19 protein-coding genes are annotated in these 17,365 nt (G+C 27.6%); 9 read left to right on the forward strand and 10 right to left on the reverse strand.

The window, feature by feature from the left end; translation table 4 throughout:
* The first annotated feature begins 68 nt into the window (after positions 1 to 68).
* The 3 genes from MBIO_RS02515 to MBIO_RS02525 all read left to right on the forward strand — a co-directional run bounded on the left by MBIO_RS02515 (position 69) and on the right by MBIO_RS02525 (position 1,814).
* Entirely contained in the window at positions 69 to 533 is a 465-nt protein-coding gene (locus tag MBIO_RS02515) for a restriction endonuclease (RefSeq protein ID WP_013526949.1), read from the forward strand.
* Between the two features lie 296 nt (positions 534 to 829).
* Positions 830 to 1,513: a DUF4143 domain-containing protein gene (locus tag MBIO_RS02520; RefSeq protein ID WP_416373309.1), complete on the forward strand. Its 684-nt coding sequence runs from the start codon at positions 830 to 832 to the stop codon at positions 1,511 to 1,513.
* A 109-nt stretch (positions 1,514 to 1,622) separates the two neighbouring features.
* Complete coding sequence (locus tag MBIO_RS02525) at positions 1,623 to 1,814, forward strand: hypothetical protein (RefSeq protein WP_013527135.1); 192 nt, start codon at positions 1,623 to 1,625, stop codon at positions 1,812 to 1,814.
* A 72-nt stretch (positions 1,815 to 1,886) separates the two neighbouring features.
* Here the strand turns inward: MBIO_RS02525 and MBIO_RS02530 are convergent, their stop codons facing one another.
* The 5 genes from MBIO_RS02530 to MBIO_RS02550 all read right to left on the reverse strand — a co-directional run bounded on the left by MBIO_RS02530 (position 1,887) and on the right by MBIO_RS02550 (position 7,416).
* The gene (locus tag MBIO_RS02530) at positions 1,887 to 2,465 is read right to left on the reverse strand and encodes a thymidine kinase (protein WP_013354959.1); all 579 of its coding nucleotides are present in this window, start codon (positions 2,463 to 2,465) and stop codon (positions 1,887 to 1,889) included.
* Positions 2,466 to 2,537: 72 nt separating this feature from the next.
* Positions 2,538 to 3,911: a M17 family metallopeptidase gene (locus MBIO_RS02535; RefSeq protein WP_013354958.1), complete on the reverse strand. Its 1,374-nt coding sequence runs from the start codon at positions 3,909 to 3,911 to the stop codon at positions 2,538 to 2,540.
* A gap of 208 nt (positions 3,912 to 4,119) precedes the next feature.
* A complete protein-coding gene (locus tag MBIO_RS02540) occupies positions 4,120 to 4,821 on the reverse strand; it encodes a PhoU domain-containing protein (protein WP_013354957.1) in 702 nt (233 codons plus the stop codon).
* Positions 4,822 to 4,825: 4 nt separating this feature from the next.
* On the reverse strand, positions 4,826 to 5,596 hold the full coding sequence (locus tag MBIO_RS02545) for a phosphate ABC transporter ATP-binding protein (protein WP_013354956.1): 771 nt from the start codon (positions 5,594 to 5,596) through the stop codon (positions 4,826 to 4,828).
* Between the two features lie 8 nt (positions 5,597 to 5,604).
* Entirely contained in the window at positions 5,605 to 7,416 is a 1,812-nt protein-coding gene (locus MBIO_RS02550) for an ABC transporter permease subunit (protein ID WP_013354955.1), read from the reverse strand.
* 76 nt (positions 7,417 to 7,492) lie between these two features.
* On the opposite strand from MBIO_RS02550, the gene MBIO_RS02555 reads away from it, so the two are divergent.
* The 6 genes from MBIO_RS02555 to rpmB all read left to right on the forward strand — a co-directional run bounded on the left by MBIO_RS02555 (position 7,493) and on the right by rpmB (position 13,363).
* On the forward strand, positions 7,493 to 8,614 hold the full coding sequence (locus MBIO_RS02555; RefSeq protein WP_013354954.1) for a type 2 periplasmic-binding domain-containing protein: 1,122 nt from the start codon (positions 7,493 to 7,495) through the stop codon (positions 8,612 to 8,614).
* Positions 8,615 to 9,693: 1,079 nt separating this feature from the next.
* Positions 9,694 to 10,635 (forward strand): HPr(Ser) kinase/phosphatase, encoded by a 942-nt coding sequence (gene hprK / locus MBIO_RS02560; RefSeq protein WP_015510998.1) that lies wholly within the window; start codon positions 9,694 to 9,696, stop codon positions 10,633 to 10,635.
* Entirely contained in the window at positions 10,625 to 11,557 is a 933-nt protein-coding gene (gene lgt / locus MBIO_RS02565) for a prolipoprotein diacylglyceryl transferase (protein WP_015510999.1), read from the forward strand. The genes hprK and lgt overlap by 11 nt, the downstream gene beginning before the upstream one ends.
* 16 nt (positions 11,558 to 11,573) lie before the next feature.
* On the forward strand, positions 11,574 to 12,506 hold the full coding sequence (locus MBIO_RS02570) for an NAD(P)/FAD-dependent oxidoreductase (RefSeq protein ID WP_013527129.1): 933 nt from the start codon (positions 11,574 to 11,576) through the stop codon (positions 12,504 to 12,506).
* A 12-nt stretch (positions 12,507 to 12,518) separates the two neighbouring features.
* The gene (locus tag MBIO_RS02575) at positions 12,519 to 13,055 is read left to right on the forward strand and encodes a hypothetical protein (protein WP_013527128.1); all 537 of its coding nucleotides are present in this window, start codon (positions 12,519 to 12,521) and stop codon (positions 13,053 to 13,055) included.
* 107 nt (positions 13,056 to 13,162) lie between these two features.
* On the forward strand, positions 13,163 to 13,363 hold the full coding sequence (gene rpmB, locus MBIO_RS02580; RefSeq protein ID WP_013354947.1) for a 50S ribosomal protein L28: 201 nt from the start codon (positions 13,163 to 13,165) through the stop codon (positions 13,361 to 13,363).
* A 117-nt stretch (positions 13,364 to 13,480) separates the two neighbouring features.
* On the opposite strand, the gene MBIO_RS02585 is transcribed toward rpmB, so the two are convergent.
* Genes MBIO_RS02585 through gmk form a run of 5 tightly spaced genes read right to left on the reverse strand, consistent with a single transcriptional unit; the run spans position 13,481 to position 17,351 of the window.
* Positions 13,481 to 14,143 carry a ribulose-phosphate 3-epimerase gene (locus tag MBIO_RS02585; RefSeq protein ID WP_013527126.1) on the reverse strand — a complete coding sequence of 221 codons (663 nt, stop codon included), beginning with the start codon at positions 14,141 to 14,143 and terminating at the stop codon, positions 13,481 to 13,483.
* Entirely contained in the window at positions 14,136 to 14,972 is an 837-nt protein-coding gene (gene rsgA, locus MBIO_RS02590; protein WP_013527125.1) for a ribosome small subunit-dependent GTPase A, read from the reverse strand. The genes MBIO_RS02585 and rsgA overlap by 8 nt, the downstream gene beginning before the upstream one ends.
* A gap of 12 nt (positions 14,973 to 14,984) precedes the next feature.
* Positions 14,985 to 15,983, reverse strand: coding sequence for a serine/threonine-protein kinase (locus tag MBIO_RS02595; RefSeq protein WP_015511003.1), 999 nt, complete (start codon positions 15,981 to 15,983; stop codon positions 14,985 to 14,987).
* A gap of 1 nt (position 15,984) precedes the next feature.
* Positions 15,985 to 16,752, reverse strand: coding sequence for a PP2C family protein-serine/threonine phosphatase (locus MBIO_RS02600; protein ID WP_041594222.1), 768 nt, complete (start codon positions 16,750 to 16,752; stop codon positions 15,985 to 15,987).
* Entirely contained in the window at positions 16,752 to 17,351 is a 600-nt protein-coding gene (gmk, locus tag MBIO_RS02605) for a guanylate kinase (RefSeq protein ID WP_013527123.1), read from the reverse strand. Before gmk ends, MBIO_RS02600 begins: the two co-directional genes overlap by 1 nt.
* Positions 17,352 to 17,365: the final 14 nt, after the last annotated feature.

Raw genomic sequence — 17,365 nt, forward strand, 5'->3', positions numbered from 1 at the left:
TTATTATAGCGGGAATATATAAGAATGTCAAATAAATTTATGAAAATTTTTCACGTTATAATTTAACTATGAAAATGCCAAACTATAAAGATCTTAATTTTAATATCAAGAGAGAATTAAATAAATTAAAACCTAAAAGCTTTGAAGAATGAAAAGAAGCTAAATCAAAAGTTTTTTGCCTTGCCCTTGGTAAATATTTAACCAAAATTAATAGCCACCAACCTGATATATTTAAAAATTATTATCAAGTTCTTTTTTATCATTCATTTATTAATTATAAAAGAGAAGAAGAATTATTGTCTATTCTAAAAGCTAAAGGTTACCAAGCTAAGAGAACAAATCTTAAAATGGATGGCATATATAAAATTGATATAGTGGCAACAAAAGGAAATGAGAAGATTTATATTCAAGTTAAGTTAAACAAACCAAAAGCTTTAGAATTGAAGAATTTGCATTCATTCTTAAGATCTAAGGCCTTTCAAGGACTAATTGCATGAAAAGAGTCAACTGAGTGAAAATTCAAAGAAATTTAACATTTTTTAACATATTTAAAATTTTGATATAAAATAAAGTTGAAAAGTGAATTGTTTTATTCACTAAAAATCTTAAATACCAGATATTGACGGGAATATATAGTGGGAATATATAAAGGAATATATTTTTAAACATTTGATAGAACAAAAACCTTTTGAAAATAATATGCTGCAAAGTGTTTTTAATCATATGATGAATTTTTAGTTATTGGTGGCCTTCCTTATATTATTGATAAATTTTAGTTAATCCCAATACAAAAAGTAATTTTGGAAAAGTTTTTGAATATCAAAAAGAATTACAAAATATTTATAAAGATGATTTTGGACAATATTTAGATTATGAAGAAATGATGAAAGTTGAAAGAATTTATGATATGGTTGGCAAATTCTTAGGACGTGAAAACAAGAAATTTGTTTTTAATGATCTTAATTTGAATTTAAAAAGCAAACGCTGTATACCTTCTATAGACTGATTAAAACATATTGGAGTTATTAATTACTGTTATCAATTAAAAAATATTGAAAAGCCAATTAAAACAAACTTTATTGAAAACTCATTTAAAATATATCACTTTGACACAGGTATGCTTATTTCACAATTAGATGTTGAAAGTATGAATGATTTAAGAATCAATAAAAACTTCAATACATATAATGGCGCCTTGTATGAAAATGCAATAGCTAATAGTTTATACAAACAGGACTTTAAATTATTTTATTGAAAGAACAACAAAGGTATAGCTAAAGTAGATTTTGTTGTTGAAACTTTTAACAATGTTATTCCTATTGAAGTAAAAGCTAATAAAGGAGATAGTTCTTCTTTAAATAAATTTTTAAGTGAGTTTAGAAATAAAAATGTTGCTTTTGGTATTAAACTTTCAAGAAACAATATAAGTTTTCAAAATGACATTTATACCATTCCATATTTCTTAGCTTTTAAATTAAAAGAGTTTATAAAACATATTGAAAAAAATTTATAAATTTTCTTTTTTAATATATTAAAAAAGAGTTTTTAGAAGTAAAAAATCTGTTTTTCAAATCTACTTTTTGCCTTTATAATGATACATATAGCAAGAAGGAGATTTAGCCATGAAATCATATTTATTAAGACAAAAATATACTCAAGAAGAATGAGATGCCTATAATAGAGAAGAGGCTAAAAGAATTGCTAAAAGGGATTATTTTAGACTTCAATATGTTAAAGGCGCTGATAAAAAATTAGACAAACAATTAGATAGTGCCATTATTAAAGTAGACAAATTTGAACATTTATTTAAGTAGAAATTTTACCGAAATAACTGTTTTATAGATATATATAAAAATTGCAGCTCTTTATATGAGTTGCAATTTGTTTTATTTTTTGTCTTCTTTTTTCTTTAGTTCACCTTTGATGTGGCAGACTCTACAACGAGCTTCATAAGTATCATCACCAAGCGAATTTAATGATTGTTCGTTTGTTTTTCTAAAACTAAAACCTGCACTAGATTTACATTTCATGCATACCGCTTTTAGCTTTGTAATGTGATCTGCTATTGCTAAGATTGCAGGAGTTACACCAAAAGGTCTTCTTAAGAAATCCATATCAAGTCCCGAGCAAAGAACCCTAACTCCTTTTAAAACTAATTCATCAATAACATCAAGAATGCCTTCATCTAAAAAGTTAATTTCATCAATAGCAACAGCTTTATAAGAAGGGTCTCAAAATTTCATTATATCACTTGATTTTTTAATATTTTTAGCTATAACTTTTGCACCTGTTCTACTTACTATTTCTGTTTCAGAAAAGCGAGTATCAAATTTAGGTTTAAGAACTAAAGTTTTAATATCTGCTATTTCTAAAATTTTAATTCTTTTAATAAGCTCTTCTGTTTTACCTGAGAACATTGGGCCAGTTATAACTTCTAAAATCCCATCACTTTGTTTTAAATACATTGTTTTTTCCTCCAAGTTAGTAAATAAAAAGTCCAATAAGTAATTTAATAGATATGGACTTTATTATTCAAATTAAATTAAAGCAAGCTCTGTAAGTGTTTTGACTAAAACACCTTGTGGCACTTCATTAATGTCTGCTGTACCTGCGACATCACAGTGGATGTATTCAACGCCTTCTGTAAATTCTTTTAAGAACATAGCAGCTGAGCTTGATCCACCATAACCGCTTAAGTCTGTGTTTTTAAGATCAGCAACTTTAGAAGCTTTGATTCCTTTTGAGAATGCTTCATCAAATGGCATTCTTCATACTAATTCATGCGCATTGTCTGCAGCTTTAGAAATATCTTCTCAAGCTTTTTCGCTTGTTGCTCAAATACCTGTGTAGGTTTGACCTAAAGCAATAAGAATAGCACCAGTTAATGTAGCAACGTCAATTAAACGTGTTGCATGAAGTTTGGTTGCTCCATAAACTAAACCATCAGCCATAACTAAACGACCCTCAGCATCTGTGTTGTTGATTTCAACGCTTTTACCATTCATTGCTTTTCAAACTGAGTCAGGTAATGAAGCATCACCATTAACTCTGTTGTCTGTAATACACATAATTGCTGAAACATTTTTCTTAGGTTTAAGTTGTGCGATAGCTTTTAATGTTGAAGCAACAATAACACTACCTGACATGTCGAATTTCATACCTAACATGTTTCTTGGACTCTTAAGTGAGTAACCACCTGAGTCAAAAGTAATACCTTTACCGACTAAAACTGTTTTTTCTTTACTTGAAGGATCACCAGCATATTCGATAACAACTACACGTGGTTCATAAACTGACCCTCTGTTAACTGAAAGTAATAATCCCATTTTAAGGTCTTGAATTTGTTTTTTATTTAAAACAGTAACTTTTAAGTTTTTGTATTGTTTGAAATCTTTAACAATTTGGTCTGCTAAATATTCTGAGTTGCAAATGTTTGGTGGTGTAACTTGTAAGTTACGAGCATAATTTGTAGCTTCAGCTAAAATTAATGTTTTTTCTAATCTTTCTTCAACTTCTTTAGTTACTTTTTCTACATAAGGAACTAAAGTAAATTCTTTAGCATCTTTATCTTTAGCTTTTTCATTGTATAAAGAAGCTTTAACAAAGTAAACTGCTCTTGTAAAAGCTTCAACAACATCAGCAACTGAAACATTTTTTGTTGCAAATGAAGCTAAATCAACACAATAGTTACGTGCGCTATTTTCACTTAAAGATCTAAAAAATCTTTCAAGAGTTCTAAAATCTAACTTGCTTTCTTCTCCTAAGTAAACATAAGCTTTGTTTTCACTAAGATATTCTGTAATTTCGTTGTTTTTTTCGATTAAATATTCAATCTTTTTAGCATCTTTAAAAGTTGCTTGCAATAAAACATCTTTAGTAGCTTTATTTACTAATTTTGTAAAAAGTGACATAATTAACCTCCTATTATTTAATTTAATTATTTATATTTTACAATATATTAAAAAGGCAGTATTAAAAGAGTACAAAAATTTTGGTTGCCTATGTTAATGGTTACATAAAAAAACTTATTCCTTTTTTGGAATAAGTAAAAATTTAAAATTAAATTAGAATGAATTTCTTTCCAAAAAGACTGGAATTTAAAGCTCACTCTAGAGTCTTTTAAAACATTTCTTCATTTTCCAATTTCTTTCTAAAGAAATCTGTATCATGAATGAAAATCAAATTTTCAATGATATTTTCTAGTCTTTCAACTACACGATAATATGAGTGCAATTCAAAAGAAAACTTAATAATTATTTCGTTAGAATACTCATCATTTTTGGTTAATTTACGAGCCATTTTTTTGATCTCTTTATCACAGAATTGTTTGTATTCTACTTTTTGTTTTTGGAATTCTTTGAAGAATTCTTTAGTACTTTTTTCATCTTGAAGACGGCTACTATATTCTTTAAAAATTTTGCTTAATTCTATATTCATAGCTAAAGCAGCATTAACAACCTCTTGAGGAATTTTTTTGTTTTGATAGAAGAATCTGGCCATAAAATAGAGGTAATCACAAATTCTCTCAATGTCTCCTGAAGAAGTTAAAACACAAATATATCAACGCAAGTGGCTTAATAAAGGTTGGTCTTTTGAAATGTCTCAAAGCAATTCTTCAATGGTATTTACTTGAGTTAAGTCGCTTTGTTTTTCACGATTATTGATTTCTAAAAATAAGCCTTCAATATCAATTTTGTTTTGATATATTGAAATAAGTTCAGTTAATTTAAGATGCATTTGATATGCTTGGTCTAAGTAATCAAAAAACATTTTTCTTAAGTTATCTTCGCTCTTCTTTAATATAGTGTAATTTATTGGCATAATTCTATCCTATCTTTCCCATAATGTAGTCTTTTGTTTCTTCTTTAAGTGGTTTAGTAAATATGTTTCTAGTGCTATTAATTTCAATTAATTCACCTGCTAAAAAGAATGCAGTTTTATCACTAACTCTCTGAGCTTGAGCCATTGAGTGAGTTACTAAAATAATGGTGTAATCATTTTTTAAATCTAAAATTAAGTTCTCTATTTTTTGAGTTGCAATTGGATCTAGCGCACTAGTAGGTTCATCCATTAAAAGTACTTTTGGACTTAGCGCTATTGCTCGAGCAATAGCTAATCTTTGCTTTTGACCACCGCTTAATGCTTCTGCATTTTCTTTAATTTTATCTTTAACTTCATCATAAAGTGCAGCTCTTTCTAAAGCTTCTTGCACTTTTTGGTCTAATATTTTTTTATCTCTAATTCCAATATTTCTTAGTCCAATAGCAACATTATCATAAATAGAAAGAGGGAAAACACTTGGCTGTTGAAATATCATTCCGACTTGCTTTCTTAATTCAATATCATTAATAAATTTTTTGCTAAAGAGATCTTGATTTAAGTATTCAACTTTACCTTCTAGATAATTTCCAGCTTGTGGCCCATGAATTCGATTCAAAAGTTTAATAGTTGTACTCTTGCCACAACCACTAGGCCCAATTAAAGCAACTGTTTCGTTTTCTTTGAATTCTAGATTGATATTTTTTAGAATTTGTTTACCTTTTTTGTTGTATCAAAAGTTAACACTTTCTAATTTAAAAATTGTATTTTTTTCCATATTTACTCCTAATGTTTTCTTTTTAATTTGCTTAATTTTGGAATCACAAATTCTGATAATGAAAAGAGGATAACTATTGTCACAAATGACATCATAGCACAGTAGTACATAGTTGGAATTGAGTAAGCAGAAGGTAATGATAATTGAGCATTCATTCTAGTTGTTAATGTTTGGCCAAATAATAATAAGCTAATATGTTTTGAATTACTTAGTCCGCTAGTTAAAATAAATGGTGTTGTTTCTGAAAAGATTTTAGCCAGCATTAAAATAATAATATTTAAAAGATTAGGCCAAATTTTAGGTAATTTTATTTTGAATAAAATTGAACTTTCGCTGAGTCCTAAAGCAGCTGCACTAGTTACTACACTTTGATCAACTATTTCTAGAGCTTCTTTAATTCAGCGACAGCTGAAGGCAAATAACATAACGCTAATTGCTAAAGCTCCAGCTAAAAGTGAGTTACTGGTTTTACCACCTAAAGCCAATTGAAATGTTCCTAAAAAGATAGCTGAACCAAAGACACCAAAAAGTAAAGCAGGCATTGAAGTCATAACTGAAATGAAGTTATCAAATACTAATTTTGCTTTTTTGCTTTTGTTAAATTCAACAAAATAAATTGTTACTAAAAAAGCAAAAGGGAAGGTTATTAAAATTGCTACTAAAGAGATATATAAAGTGTTAAATAAAGCTCTAAAGTTGCCCACATTTGTTTCAGCATCAATTTTGCCTAAAGCTAAATAATTTAAGACTCGATAAAAAAGATCAATAGCAAATCACGAGTAAAATATTAAGACAAAAGTTAAAGCAACAATTTCCCAAAACCACTTGTTTATAGTATATAAAATATTTATAGTTTTATAATTTTTATCTTTTTTCAACAGGAAATCTTTGATTTCTTGTCATGTTTTAAACTTGTCTAATCACTTAGGTTTTTTGACTTTTAAATTAACAATAATAATGATTGCAGCATTAATTAAAGTTATCACAATTAATAGAACAAAAGCTAAATTAAACATGTAACTTCTAGTTGCATCGCCACCATTTTCAGCAAAGAAATTAGCATTAATAAATACTGAAAGAGGACGCAATGAAGAGTTAAAAAATTTCTTAATATTTGTAAAATTTTCTGAATAATTATTGCTATTTAAAATAAACATTAAAGCAGCTGATTCACCGATAACTCTGGCAAAAGAGCTAATATAAATTAAAAATATTTTTTTGTTTAATGACTTTTTAATTATTTTATAAATTACTTTTGATTCACTTAAACCAATAGCACTACCTGAGAGTTTTAGACATAAATCAACTTTTTCAAATTGCAATAATAATGAATTGATCATAGTTGGAATGCACATTAAACTTAAGACCATTGTGGCATTAAATAAGTTTGTCCCATTTTCCATATTAAATATATTTTTGTTCATTCAAGTCAAAGGCACTAAACCAAAAAGCCCATATAAAACAGAAGGCAAAGCACTTAAAATTAAAGCTATAAATTTAAATATTCGATAAGCTTTATAGTTTTTATTTCGATAAATTATTAAGATTGCAACCCTCAAAGAAATAGGACAACTAATAAATAAAACCAATATGCAAATTATCAAACTAGTTAATAATGGGAAATATAAACCACCTTTAACTCCTGCGATTTTATAATCAAAATAAAAGATTTTTACACCAAATTCTTTTCAGCTTAATAATGATTTAAAGAAGATAAAAGCAACAAAGGTAACTAAAACAGCAAGAGCTAAAAGGCTCATCACTAATGAAATATATTTTAAAGATTTATTTTTATTTTCATTCTTCAGTGTTTTTTGCATGTCTCACCAATTAACTTTATGTTAACAAAAACAAGAAAAAATAAAATAAAAAAAGAAAAATATTTATAATAATGACATGAAAAAAAAGAAAAATCTTTTGCGAGCACTTGCCCCAATTTATTCCCTACCCTTAGTTACTTTTACAACCTCTTGTAACTTTTCAGTTATTAGTTTCAAGGGTTCAAGTAGCATGATTCAGTATTTAAATGATATTTCTAAAGAATTAGGTTATGAATATGAAATGAATATTGTAGGAGGAGGCAGTGGCACTGGCCTAAGTCAATTAATTCATGGCAAAACTGATTTTGCTTCAATAAGTAAAGATCCACGTTTTGGTTTGAATTCGTCAAAGAAAAAACAAGCTAAAAAAGAATATTTAGAAAATCAACTTAAGACTTTTTTAGTTGCAAAAGAAAATGTTGCTTTTGTACTTAAACTTCCTAAATCAAAGATTCAATTATCAAGTGGAGAAGTTGAAGCAAAAGATTTAAATGTTTATTTTAACAAAAATAATTGAAGAATATTATTAGAATCTTTTGGTGGTCAAGAACAATTGACTTTAGCTGATATTACTTTAAATAATGATTCTAAATTAAAAGAATTTAACATTACTCCTTTTTATAAATCAGGAGGAGCAAACTTCAGCGGAACAGCTGAAGCTTTATCAAAACAAAATCCTTTTCTTGATATTAAACCAAGTGAAAAAGCAGCTAAATTTTTAGAAGATACAAGTGATAAACCAAAGTATGATGTCAAATTAGAAAATGATTCAAGTAATGAATTTTGAATGTCAATGAAGCATTATGATAAACCATGTTTAGGCTTTTTTACCTTAGATTTTATTAAGAAAAATATAGAAGAGTTCAAACGATATAATTGCTTAGTTTTAAGTTATTTGAATCCTGATAATAACAAATATTATAGTCCTTTAAATGATCGTGAATTATTTGATTATGTATGAAATAGAGGTTTCTATTTAGTCATAGGTTTAAAGAAAAATTATAAAAAAGAATTGAAGTTTTTATATACAATATTTGATCCAAAAAACAAAGCAAAAATCCAAAAAGTTTATTCAAAAAATGCATTAACTTTTCCAACAAATGATGAAATAATTACAAATTTTAATTTAAGAGACATGTCAGAATTTAAATGACCAGAAATCATGGATAAAGTCAAACCAGATACAAAATTTGATTAACAAAAAATTGCTAATTTTATTTTTAAAATTTTACTTAAAATACTATAAAACAGTTGAATTAGTTCAAAATAGTATTTATTTTTTCAAACTAAAACGTAACATTTTTATTATTTCCAAAATCGAGGGTGGTAAGTTTAAAAAAACACATTTTTCTAAATCGCCTGCTTAAATTTTAAATTAAAAAATCATTGAAGGTCGTATTGTTTATTCATAATAATTTAAGGTGAAAAATTATTTGCACTCATTGCATATGGATATTCTTTAATTTTATGTTTTATGAATGAGTTAGTTTCATTTTGAATTCATGCAATATATTTGTTTGATAAATTGTCTAATGTTTTCCTTTTGGAATATATTTTCTAATAAATTTATTGCAGTTTTCATCTAGATTCATTTTATCTATTATTGTTTAAATTGATTTTTAAAATAGTATTTTTCTTCTTGATTTCATTGCTTTCTTTTTTGCAATTATATTCATTTATAAAGTTTTATGTTGCTTAATAAATGTTTTTATTTATTTATAATATTTTCGCTACAAAAACAATTTCTTTTATATCTGTAAGAATTGAGATTTTTAATTTTGCTTTCTAAAGAAATAATCTTTACTTTATGACCCTACTCATTACACTTTGCACATCTCAAAAGTTTGTTTTTTATCTCTTCTGGAATGTCTAAAATCCGAAGCACAGTTGTCAATAAATTTACGTATAGCATTGTACTAAAATTAACAAATTTTGAAATATTTTGTATTGAAGTTCTAGCTCTTAAATGATTCAAAATATCTTTAGAAGTATCCAAATTAATTTGATTTTTGTGAACCTTATTTCTAAAATAATTGTTAGAAATTCATTCGCTATCTGGATCATCTAAAATGATTAAATGAATGTTTTTTGTGTAATCTTTAATGCAATTTATATTATAAAGGACAATTTAAAAAGTGAGATCTCTAAAACCTAGGGGTCTCACTTTTGGGATTTACAAAAATGTAACATTTTTAAAAAATAATTAATATATATTAAAATTAATATAAAATATTAAAGCATATATTAAATAGCTAATAGCTTCAAAAAGGACAATATATGAGAAAAAGAAAAATAAATATTAAAGAAATTATTAAGGAATTCGAACTAACAATTTGTAATGAAGAATGTGATCCTATTTACCGAGATGTTCAAGAACCTGCGATTAAAAGATTAGGTTTAGAATTATCAGGTCAAATTGAAAACACTCGTTATTCAAGAAATATTATTTGTTGAGGTACGAGTGAATCAATTTTCTTTACAAAAAAAGGTAAAGAAGAAGCTATCAACATTTTAGCTCGAGTCCTTAAAGAAGAACCGCCTTTAGTTATTCTTTCAAAAGGGGTTAGAGAGTTACCTAAAAAATGAATTTTAAAGGTTTGCAACAAATATAGAATACCGGTTTTCTCAACTGAAAACTCATCTACATCAATCATTTCAGCTTCTATTGGAACATATTTAAGTGAAAAATATTCCGAAGAAGTTCAAGTTCATGGTTGTTTAGTTTTAATCGGTGGTGTTGGAGTTTTAATTGTTGGACCAAGTGGTTCAGGTAAAAGTGAAGCAACCCTAGAATTAATTCAGAGAGGTCATATTTTTGTTAGTGATGATGCTGTTTTAGTAAAGCTTGTTGGTAATACCTATTATGGTAAAAGTCCTGCTATTACTAAAAACTTTTTGGAAGCTAGAGGTATTGGTTTGATTGATATGAAATATACTTATGGAGTTAAGTCAGTAACTGATAATTGTGAAATTGATTTAGTTGTTGAATTAGTAAGTAACCAAACAGAAGAAGCAAAAAATTTAGATCGCTTAGGTCTTTCAGATCTTAAGTTTCCAATTTTAGATGGAGCTTTACCTAAGATTGAAATTCCAGTTAAAGATGGTTCAAGTGCTGCTAGCTTAATCGAAGCAGCCGTAAGTACTTTCTTAGCAAGAAAAGATGGAATCGATGTTTTAAAACAAATACAAGAGAGAGGAGAAAAAGAACATGAATTATAAATATGAATTATCGCCAATTCCAGCGAATACTCATACACCATTATTTCATATTGGTAATTGACCAATTCAAGTTTATTCATTAACTATTATGCTAGGTATGTTGGCTTCTATTTTGACAATTGTTATTTTTTGACAAAGAGAAAAATATAAATGAGAAATTCTTTTAACTCTTATTTTAATTACAATTCCTTCCGCTATTATTGGTGCCCGTCTTTGAGACTTAGTCCAAGAAGCAATTTATAATCCAAACTATAACTGGAAGAATTGATACAAAATCTGAGAAGGTGGTTTAAGTATCCAAGGTGGTGTTGTCTTGGCCTTTGTACTTGACATGATTTATGTTTATACCAAAAGAGATCTAGTTGACATTCGTAAAGTTGCTTCAATTATTATTCCAACAATTCTAATTGGTCAAGTTATTGGACGTTGAGGTAATTACGCTAACCATGAGGTTTATGGAAAAATAGATCCTACTGGAGCAAGTTGTGAAATTTGAGGAAGAAATTTTGCCCAAAACATGTTTATTAGCGATGATATTTCAAAAGGCGCTTATCGTTATCCTCTCTTCTTATATGAATCTCTTGCTAACTTAGTTGGTTACATTGTTTTAGTATGAATTATTAACCAATTTGGTTTATTAAAACCAGGTTCAAATGCTTCATTATACTTTGTGTGATATGGTCTTGTCCGTTTAGCAATGGAACCATTGCGTGAAGACCAATACCACATGTATACAATAACCTCTATTGTATTTATTGGTTTAGGTGGTTTAGCTTTTGTCTTCTTTGAATTCTTCAATCCAACTCACTATGTTCGTGTTTGAAGAAAGGGCAGATTCCAATATGGTTATGCTCATCCTGAAAAATATATCCAATGAATTGAAAAAACAAGAATTTTTAAAACTAAAAAAGTAAGCCAATAACAGAGTTAGTGCAATAATGGACAAAAAAGATATTAAAAAATTTGATGTTTTAATTGTTGGATCAGGACCCGCAGGACTAAATGCTGCTCTTTATACCTCTCGAGCAGGACTAAATACAGCTTTTATTGATAATGATGTCTTTGGTGGCAAAATTCAAAAAACAGCTAAGGTAGATAACTACCTTGGAATTCAAGATATAAGTGGTTTTGACTTATCACAAAAATTTTACGAACATGCCTTAAAATATGGCGCAAAACATCTTTATGGCAAGGTTGTAAAAATCAATTCAATTAATGAAAATTTACAAGAAGCAATTCTTGAAAATGGTGAAATTATTCAAGCTAAAAAATTAATTATAGCTTCAGGTATGATTAATAGATATCCTAAAGGTGTTGATAATTATCAAAGACTTGAAGAATATGTAAGCTTTTGTGCTATTTGCGATGGTGCATTATATAAGAATAGAAAAGTAGTTGTATTAGGCGGCGGAAATTCTGCAGTTGAAGAAGGAACTTTTTTAGCTAAATTATGTACTGATGTAACAATAGTTACAAATCAAAATACATTTAGTGCTGAGGAAGAATTGGTTGAGGAACTCAAAAAGCAAAAAAATGCTAAAATTTATTATGATCATGAATTAATTTCTTTAAATGGTGAAAATCAGTTAACTTCAGTAACTATAAGGAATAAAAAAACCAATAAAGAAATTAATATTGTAGCTGATGGCTTATTTGTTTTCATAGGCTTTATACCAAACCAAGATGCATTTAAGCATCTAAAAATAACAACTAAAGAAGGTTTTGTAAAAACCAATGAAGATATGGAAACAAAAGTAAAAGGCATCTATGCAATTGGTGATATCAGAGATAAAAAAGTAAGACAAATTATTACAGCAGCTGCTGATGGTGCAATAGCTGCAAAACACATTTCTGATACATTAAAAAATTAGAAAGGGGACAATATGTTTAGAACTTTAAAAGAAAGATTTATAACATTAACAGTAATGTTTGCTCTTGCTTCATTAATGACTATTATAGCTATGGCATTATTTGGAGTTTCAAGAATTGTATTCACTACTTTAGGTGGTGTTACATCCTTAGGAATGTCAATAGCAGCATTTATCTTAGCAATTATAGCCTTTGTCTTTGTTCTTATTATTTACTTGCTTTACAATAGAATAATGGCAAAACGTACAGAAGATTTTAGTCGTTTTAGACACACAAAAGCATCACAAATTTTTGTTTTAGTAGCTTTAATTTGTTATGCTGTTGCAGCAGTTACAGCAATTTTGTATTTTGTAATGGTAGCTATTGTTCATAATAATAACTCAAGTACAATTAGTTGAGAAACAGTAAGAGCATTTTCAATTGTTTTTGAAATTTTCTTCTGAATTGGAATTGTAATTGGCTGATTGTTTATAATTCTTTACTATGTATTCTTCTGCATTATTGTTGACAATATTACAAGATATAGAAGAGCTCAAGCAAGAAAAAAATAGGCTAAAAAATAATTAAAAAAACATTTTTATAAAAATACATATAATGTATAATTAACTTACTTGTATACATTTAACGAATATCGTAAATTAGGAAAGGAGCAATACTTATGTCAAGAAGAGACCAATTAACAGGCAAAGGACCTATGGTTGGAAACATTCGTTCACACGCAATGAATGCTTCAAAAAGAAAATTTAACGTTAACTTGCAAAAAGTAACAATGAATGTTAATGGTAAAAAAGTAACTTTAAGAGTTAGTGCTAAAACAGCAAAAACCTTAAAGAACAAAGGTGTTAGTGTTGTTGCCTAATTTACCAAAAGCCTATAATAAGGCAAAATAATAAAAATTATATGTTGTTTTAGTCAACATATTTTTTTATTCCTTTTTTGCTTAATTTGTATAAAAAAAGTTGCAATAAAGCAACCATTATTTTTTACCAAATACACTAGCAATTCTTTCCTTAGTTGGTTCTGAAACAATATAAGTTCCAGCTACTGTTGCATCTACTCCAGCTGCAAAACATCTTGGTCCAGTTTCACCATTAATTCCACCATCAACTTGAATTAAATATTTGTAACCATTTTTGTCTCTTAATTGTTTAAGTTCTCTAATTTTATCAACAGCATGTTCAATAAATTTTTGTCCTCCCTTGCCAGGTTCTACAGACATAACTAAAACAAGTTGTAAATAAGGAAGTATTTTAACTATTTCTTTAACTTCGGTTGCTGGTTTAATAGCAAGTCCTATACTGTAAGCTGAATGATGATCTTTTAAGAATTGCAACAATTCTTTTTTATTAACTGCTTCATAATGAATTGTTGTAATATCAACATGGTCTCTAAATTCATCTAAGTAATCAAGAGGATTTTCAACCATTAAGTGAGCATCTTTAAAGTGTTTAGGTGCATTCTTGTTAATGTTTTTAATTTCATCTAATTCAATAGCTGTGTTAGGTACAAATTTGCCATCCATAACATCATAGTGAATTCATTTAATTCCATTATTAACTAATAGTGTTGCCATTTCACAACGTTTATCTTTTTCAACATTTAATAATGAAGGTGTTACATATTTTTCTTTTTTATTCATGTTTAATCTCCTTTAATAATTTTAGATAATTTTGATATCTAAATTCTGGTATTGTTTTGTTTTTTACATTGAGTTTTATATTGCAATATTCTTCAGGTTCATTTTCATGCAAGCATGATTTAAATTTACATAATTTTCCTAGCTCTCTAAATTGAGAATAAGAAGAAGCAAGTTCTAATTTTGAGATGTTTAAATCAAAAGAGCTAAAGCCTGGAGTGTCAATTAATTCACCATTTAATATTGGAATTATTTGAACAATTCTTGTGGTATGTTTACCCCGATTTACTGATTTTGAAATGTTTTGAGTTTCATAATTATTGTTGGTTAATTTATTAATTATTGTAGTTTTTCCAACTCCGCTTTGACCCATTAAAGAGCAAGTTTTATGATCAAATATTTTGGTAAATATTTTTACTCAATCATTTATTTTATAGTTTATTTGGTAAATTTCATAACCCATATTTTTATATTGTTCAAAGTAAGGGGTTGAACCTAAATCATCTTTAGTCAAAATGATAATTGGTTTGATATTTTTACTTTCTATAAAAGCTAAATATTTGTCAACTAAGTAACTTTGAAATTCAGGTTCTTTAATTGACATAACCACAACAATATTGTCGATGTTTGCTACTTTTGGACGAACAAAAGAATTTTTTCTAGGATATATTTCTTTGATATATTGGCCTTCTTCAAACTCAACAATATCACCCACTAAAGGTGTTATTTCTTTGTGACGAAAAACACCAGCTGCAGGTAATATGTGCATTTTATTTTGCAAATCATTTATGTAATATTTACCTGAATTAATTGAATAAATTTTGCCTTTCAAATTCTCTCCTTATTAGTGAACATAAACAACAATCAATACTAAAGCTATAATCAAAACAACTAATATTATTGAAATACCTGCAATAATAAATTTCTTGCTATTAACTTTTTCTTGAATTGTGTTTTTAGGTTTAACTTTTCTAAGATCAAGAGGTTTTTCATAAACTCTTTTAGTATCAAGACAAGTCATAAGATCACGACGCATATCTCACATAGTTGCATATCTTTTGTTTGGATCTTTAGCTGTTGCTTTGATGATAACGTTAGCTAAAGCTTGAGGTGCATTAACAAAGTTTAATAAGTTAGGAACATTTGTTGTTCTTTGCATTCTTAAAGTTTCTTGTTGGTCTTTACCTGAAATAGGATATGAGCCAGTTAGCATTTCAAATAACAAAATGCCTAAAGCATAAATGTCCGAACGGACAGATGGTTTCGAATTAGCTAAACAAATTTCAGGAGCCATATAGAAAACAGAACCGACTACTTTGTTTTCTTGTGTAAGTCTTTGACTTTCATCATCTAAAGCTAGGCCAAGGTCAATAATTTTTACATTTTTATCTTTGGTAATTAAAATGTTATTACTTTTAATATCACGGTGAATTACACCTAAGTTATGTAATTCACTAATTCCTTCAGCTATTTGAATTGCATAGTTAACAGCAACTGTTGTAGTGAATTTACCATTTCTTTTAATTATTTCTCTTAAATTTTGTCCTTCAACAAATTCCATTACAAGATATTGTTCATATTCATCGCTATAAGAGTCAAAGTATAATGCCACACGTTCAGTATTTAATTTTTTGTATATCGTGATTTCTTGTTCAAATCTTCTACGAGTTATGTCTTCATCATTTTTATTTTTATTAACACTATATTTAAGTGCAAACTTTCTTTTAATTGGGCTTTTATCATTTAAAAGTTCAACTTTATAAACTTGACTAAAATCACCATCACCAATAGTTGATAGCACACGATATTTCTTAAATATATTACTTTGTGGTTTAATTCCCATTTTAACTCCATTCTTTTAGATTGTCTAATACGACCATACCTGCTGAGCAGTTATCTGTTGATTTATTATCTAAAGCCTCTTTCACTAATTTTTTAGTCATGTCTTCAGCATTAAGATTTTCCCTTAAAATCATTTCCATTTTTGGTTTTTCGATAAAGTCGTGTACACCATCACTTGTGACTAATAAACTATAAACATGTTCGTATTGACTACTTAAGTCAAAAACTTCAATTTTAGTTTTTTTATCAGGACCTAAAGCTGAAGTTAATGAAGCATGGAAACGATTCAATTTAGCCTCATAAGGACTTTTACCTTCTTCATTAATTAACTTATTGTATAAGTTGTGATCAATTGAAATTTGCTTTAATTCACCAAAAGTTGTCATAGCATAAGTACGTGAATCGCCAATATTAAATATTAATAATAATTTTGTTTTTGTATTAAGTAAGGCAGCTGTAACTGTTGTTCCCATGTCTAGTTTTGCTTCATCATTAGCACTAATTTTAATCATTTCATCACGTGAAGCATCAACAGTTTTTTTAAATCAAGATACATAATCTTTAATTTCAGAATTTTCAGCTGGAATTGAATTGTTAAAAATTTTATTAAAAGTATTTATTGTTGTCCTTGAAGCAATCCCACCACCATAGTGACCACCCATTCCATCACATAAAATTAATAAAACATAGTTACCTTTTGTAAAGTAACTAGCTTTGTCTTGGTTTTCCAACCTTACTCTTCCCATGTCGCTTGTTATTCCATATTCCATTATTTGATACCGTATTCTTTCTCTATAATTTCTTTTATTTCTTTTGCAGCTCTTAAAGGGTCATCATTAATTATGTGATGTCTAAATATTCCTTTTTCTGCAATTTCTGCTTGCGCTTTAGCTAAACGTTTTTTAATAGCTTCTTGACTTTCTGTCTTTCGGTTAATAATTCTTCTTTCAAGTTCTTCAATTGAAGGAGGTAAGATAAAAAGTGTGATCAATTTGTAATTCTTGTTATTTGAAACCTTTTCTAATATTTGTTTTGCACCATTGGTTTCAATTTCTAAAACAGGAATTTCGCCATTTCTATGAATTCTTGCAATTTCACTATAAAGTGTTCCATAATAATTATCAAAATGAAAACTGTATTCAAAAAGATCATCATTTTGAATGTGTTTTTCAAATTCTTCTTTTGTTATAAAAAAGTAATGAATGCCATTAATTTCACCTTCACGAGGAGCTCTAGTTGTTGCTGAACATGATAAATGTAATTTTAAATTTTTAAAATCAAAAAGGTACTTTTCAATTGTTCCTTTGCCAACTCCGCTAGGTCCTGTAAATATTATTATTGGCTTACGTTTGCTAATTAAATTGTTCATAATATTCATTATAT

It is taken from the genome of Mycoplasmopsis fermentans PG18, from assembly GCF_000209735.1.
GTDB classification, from domain to species: Bacteria; Bacillota_I; Bacilli_A; order Mycoplasmatales; family Metamycoplasmataceae; genus Mycoplasmopsis; species Mycoplasmopsis fermentans.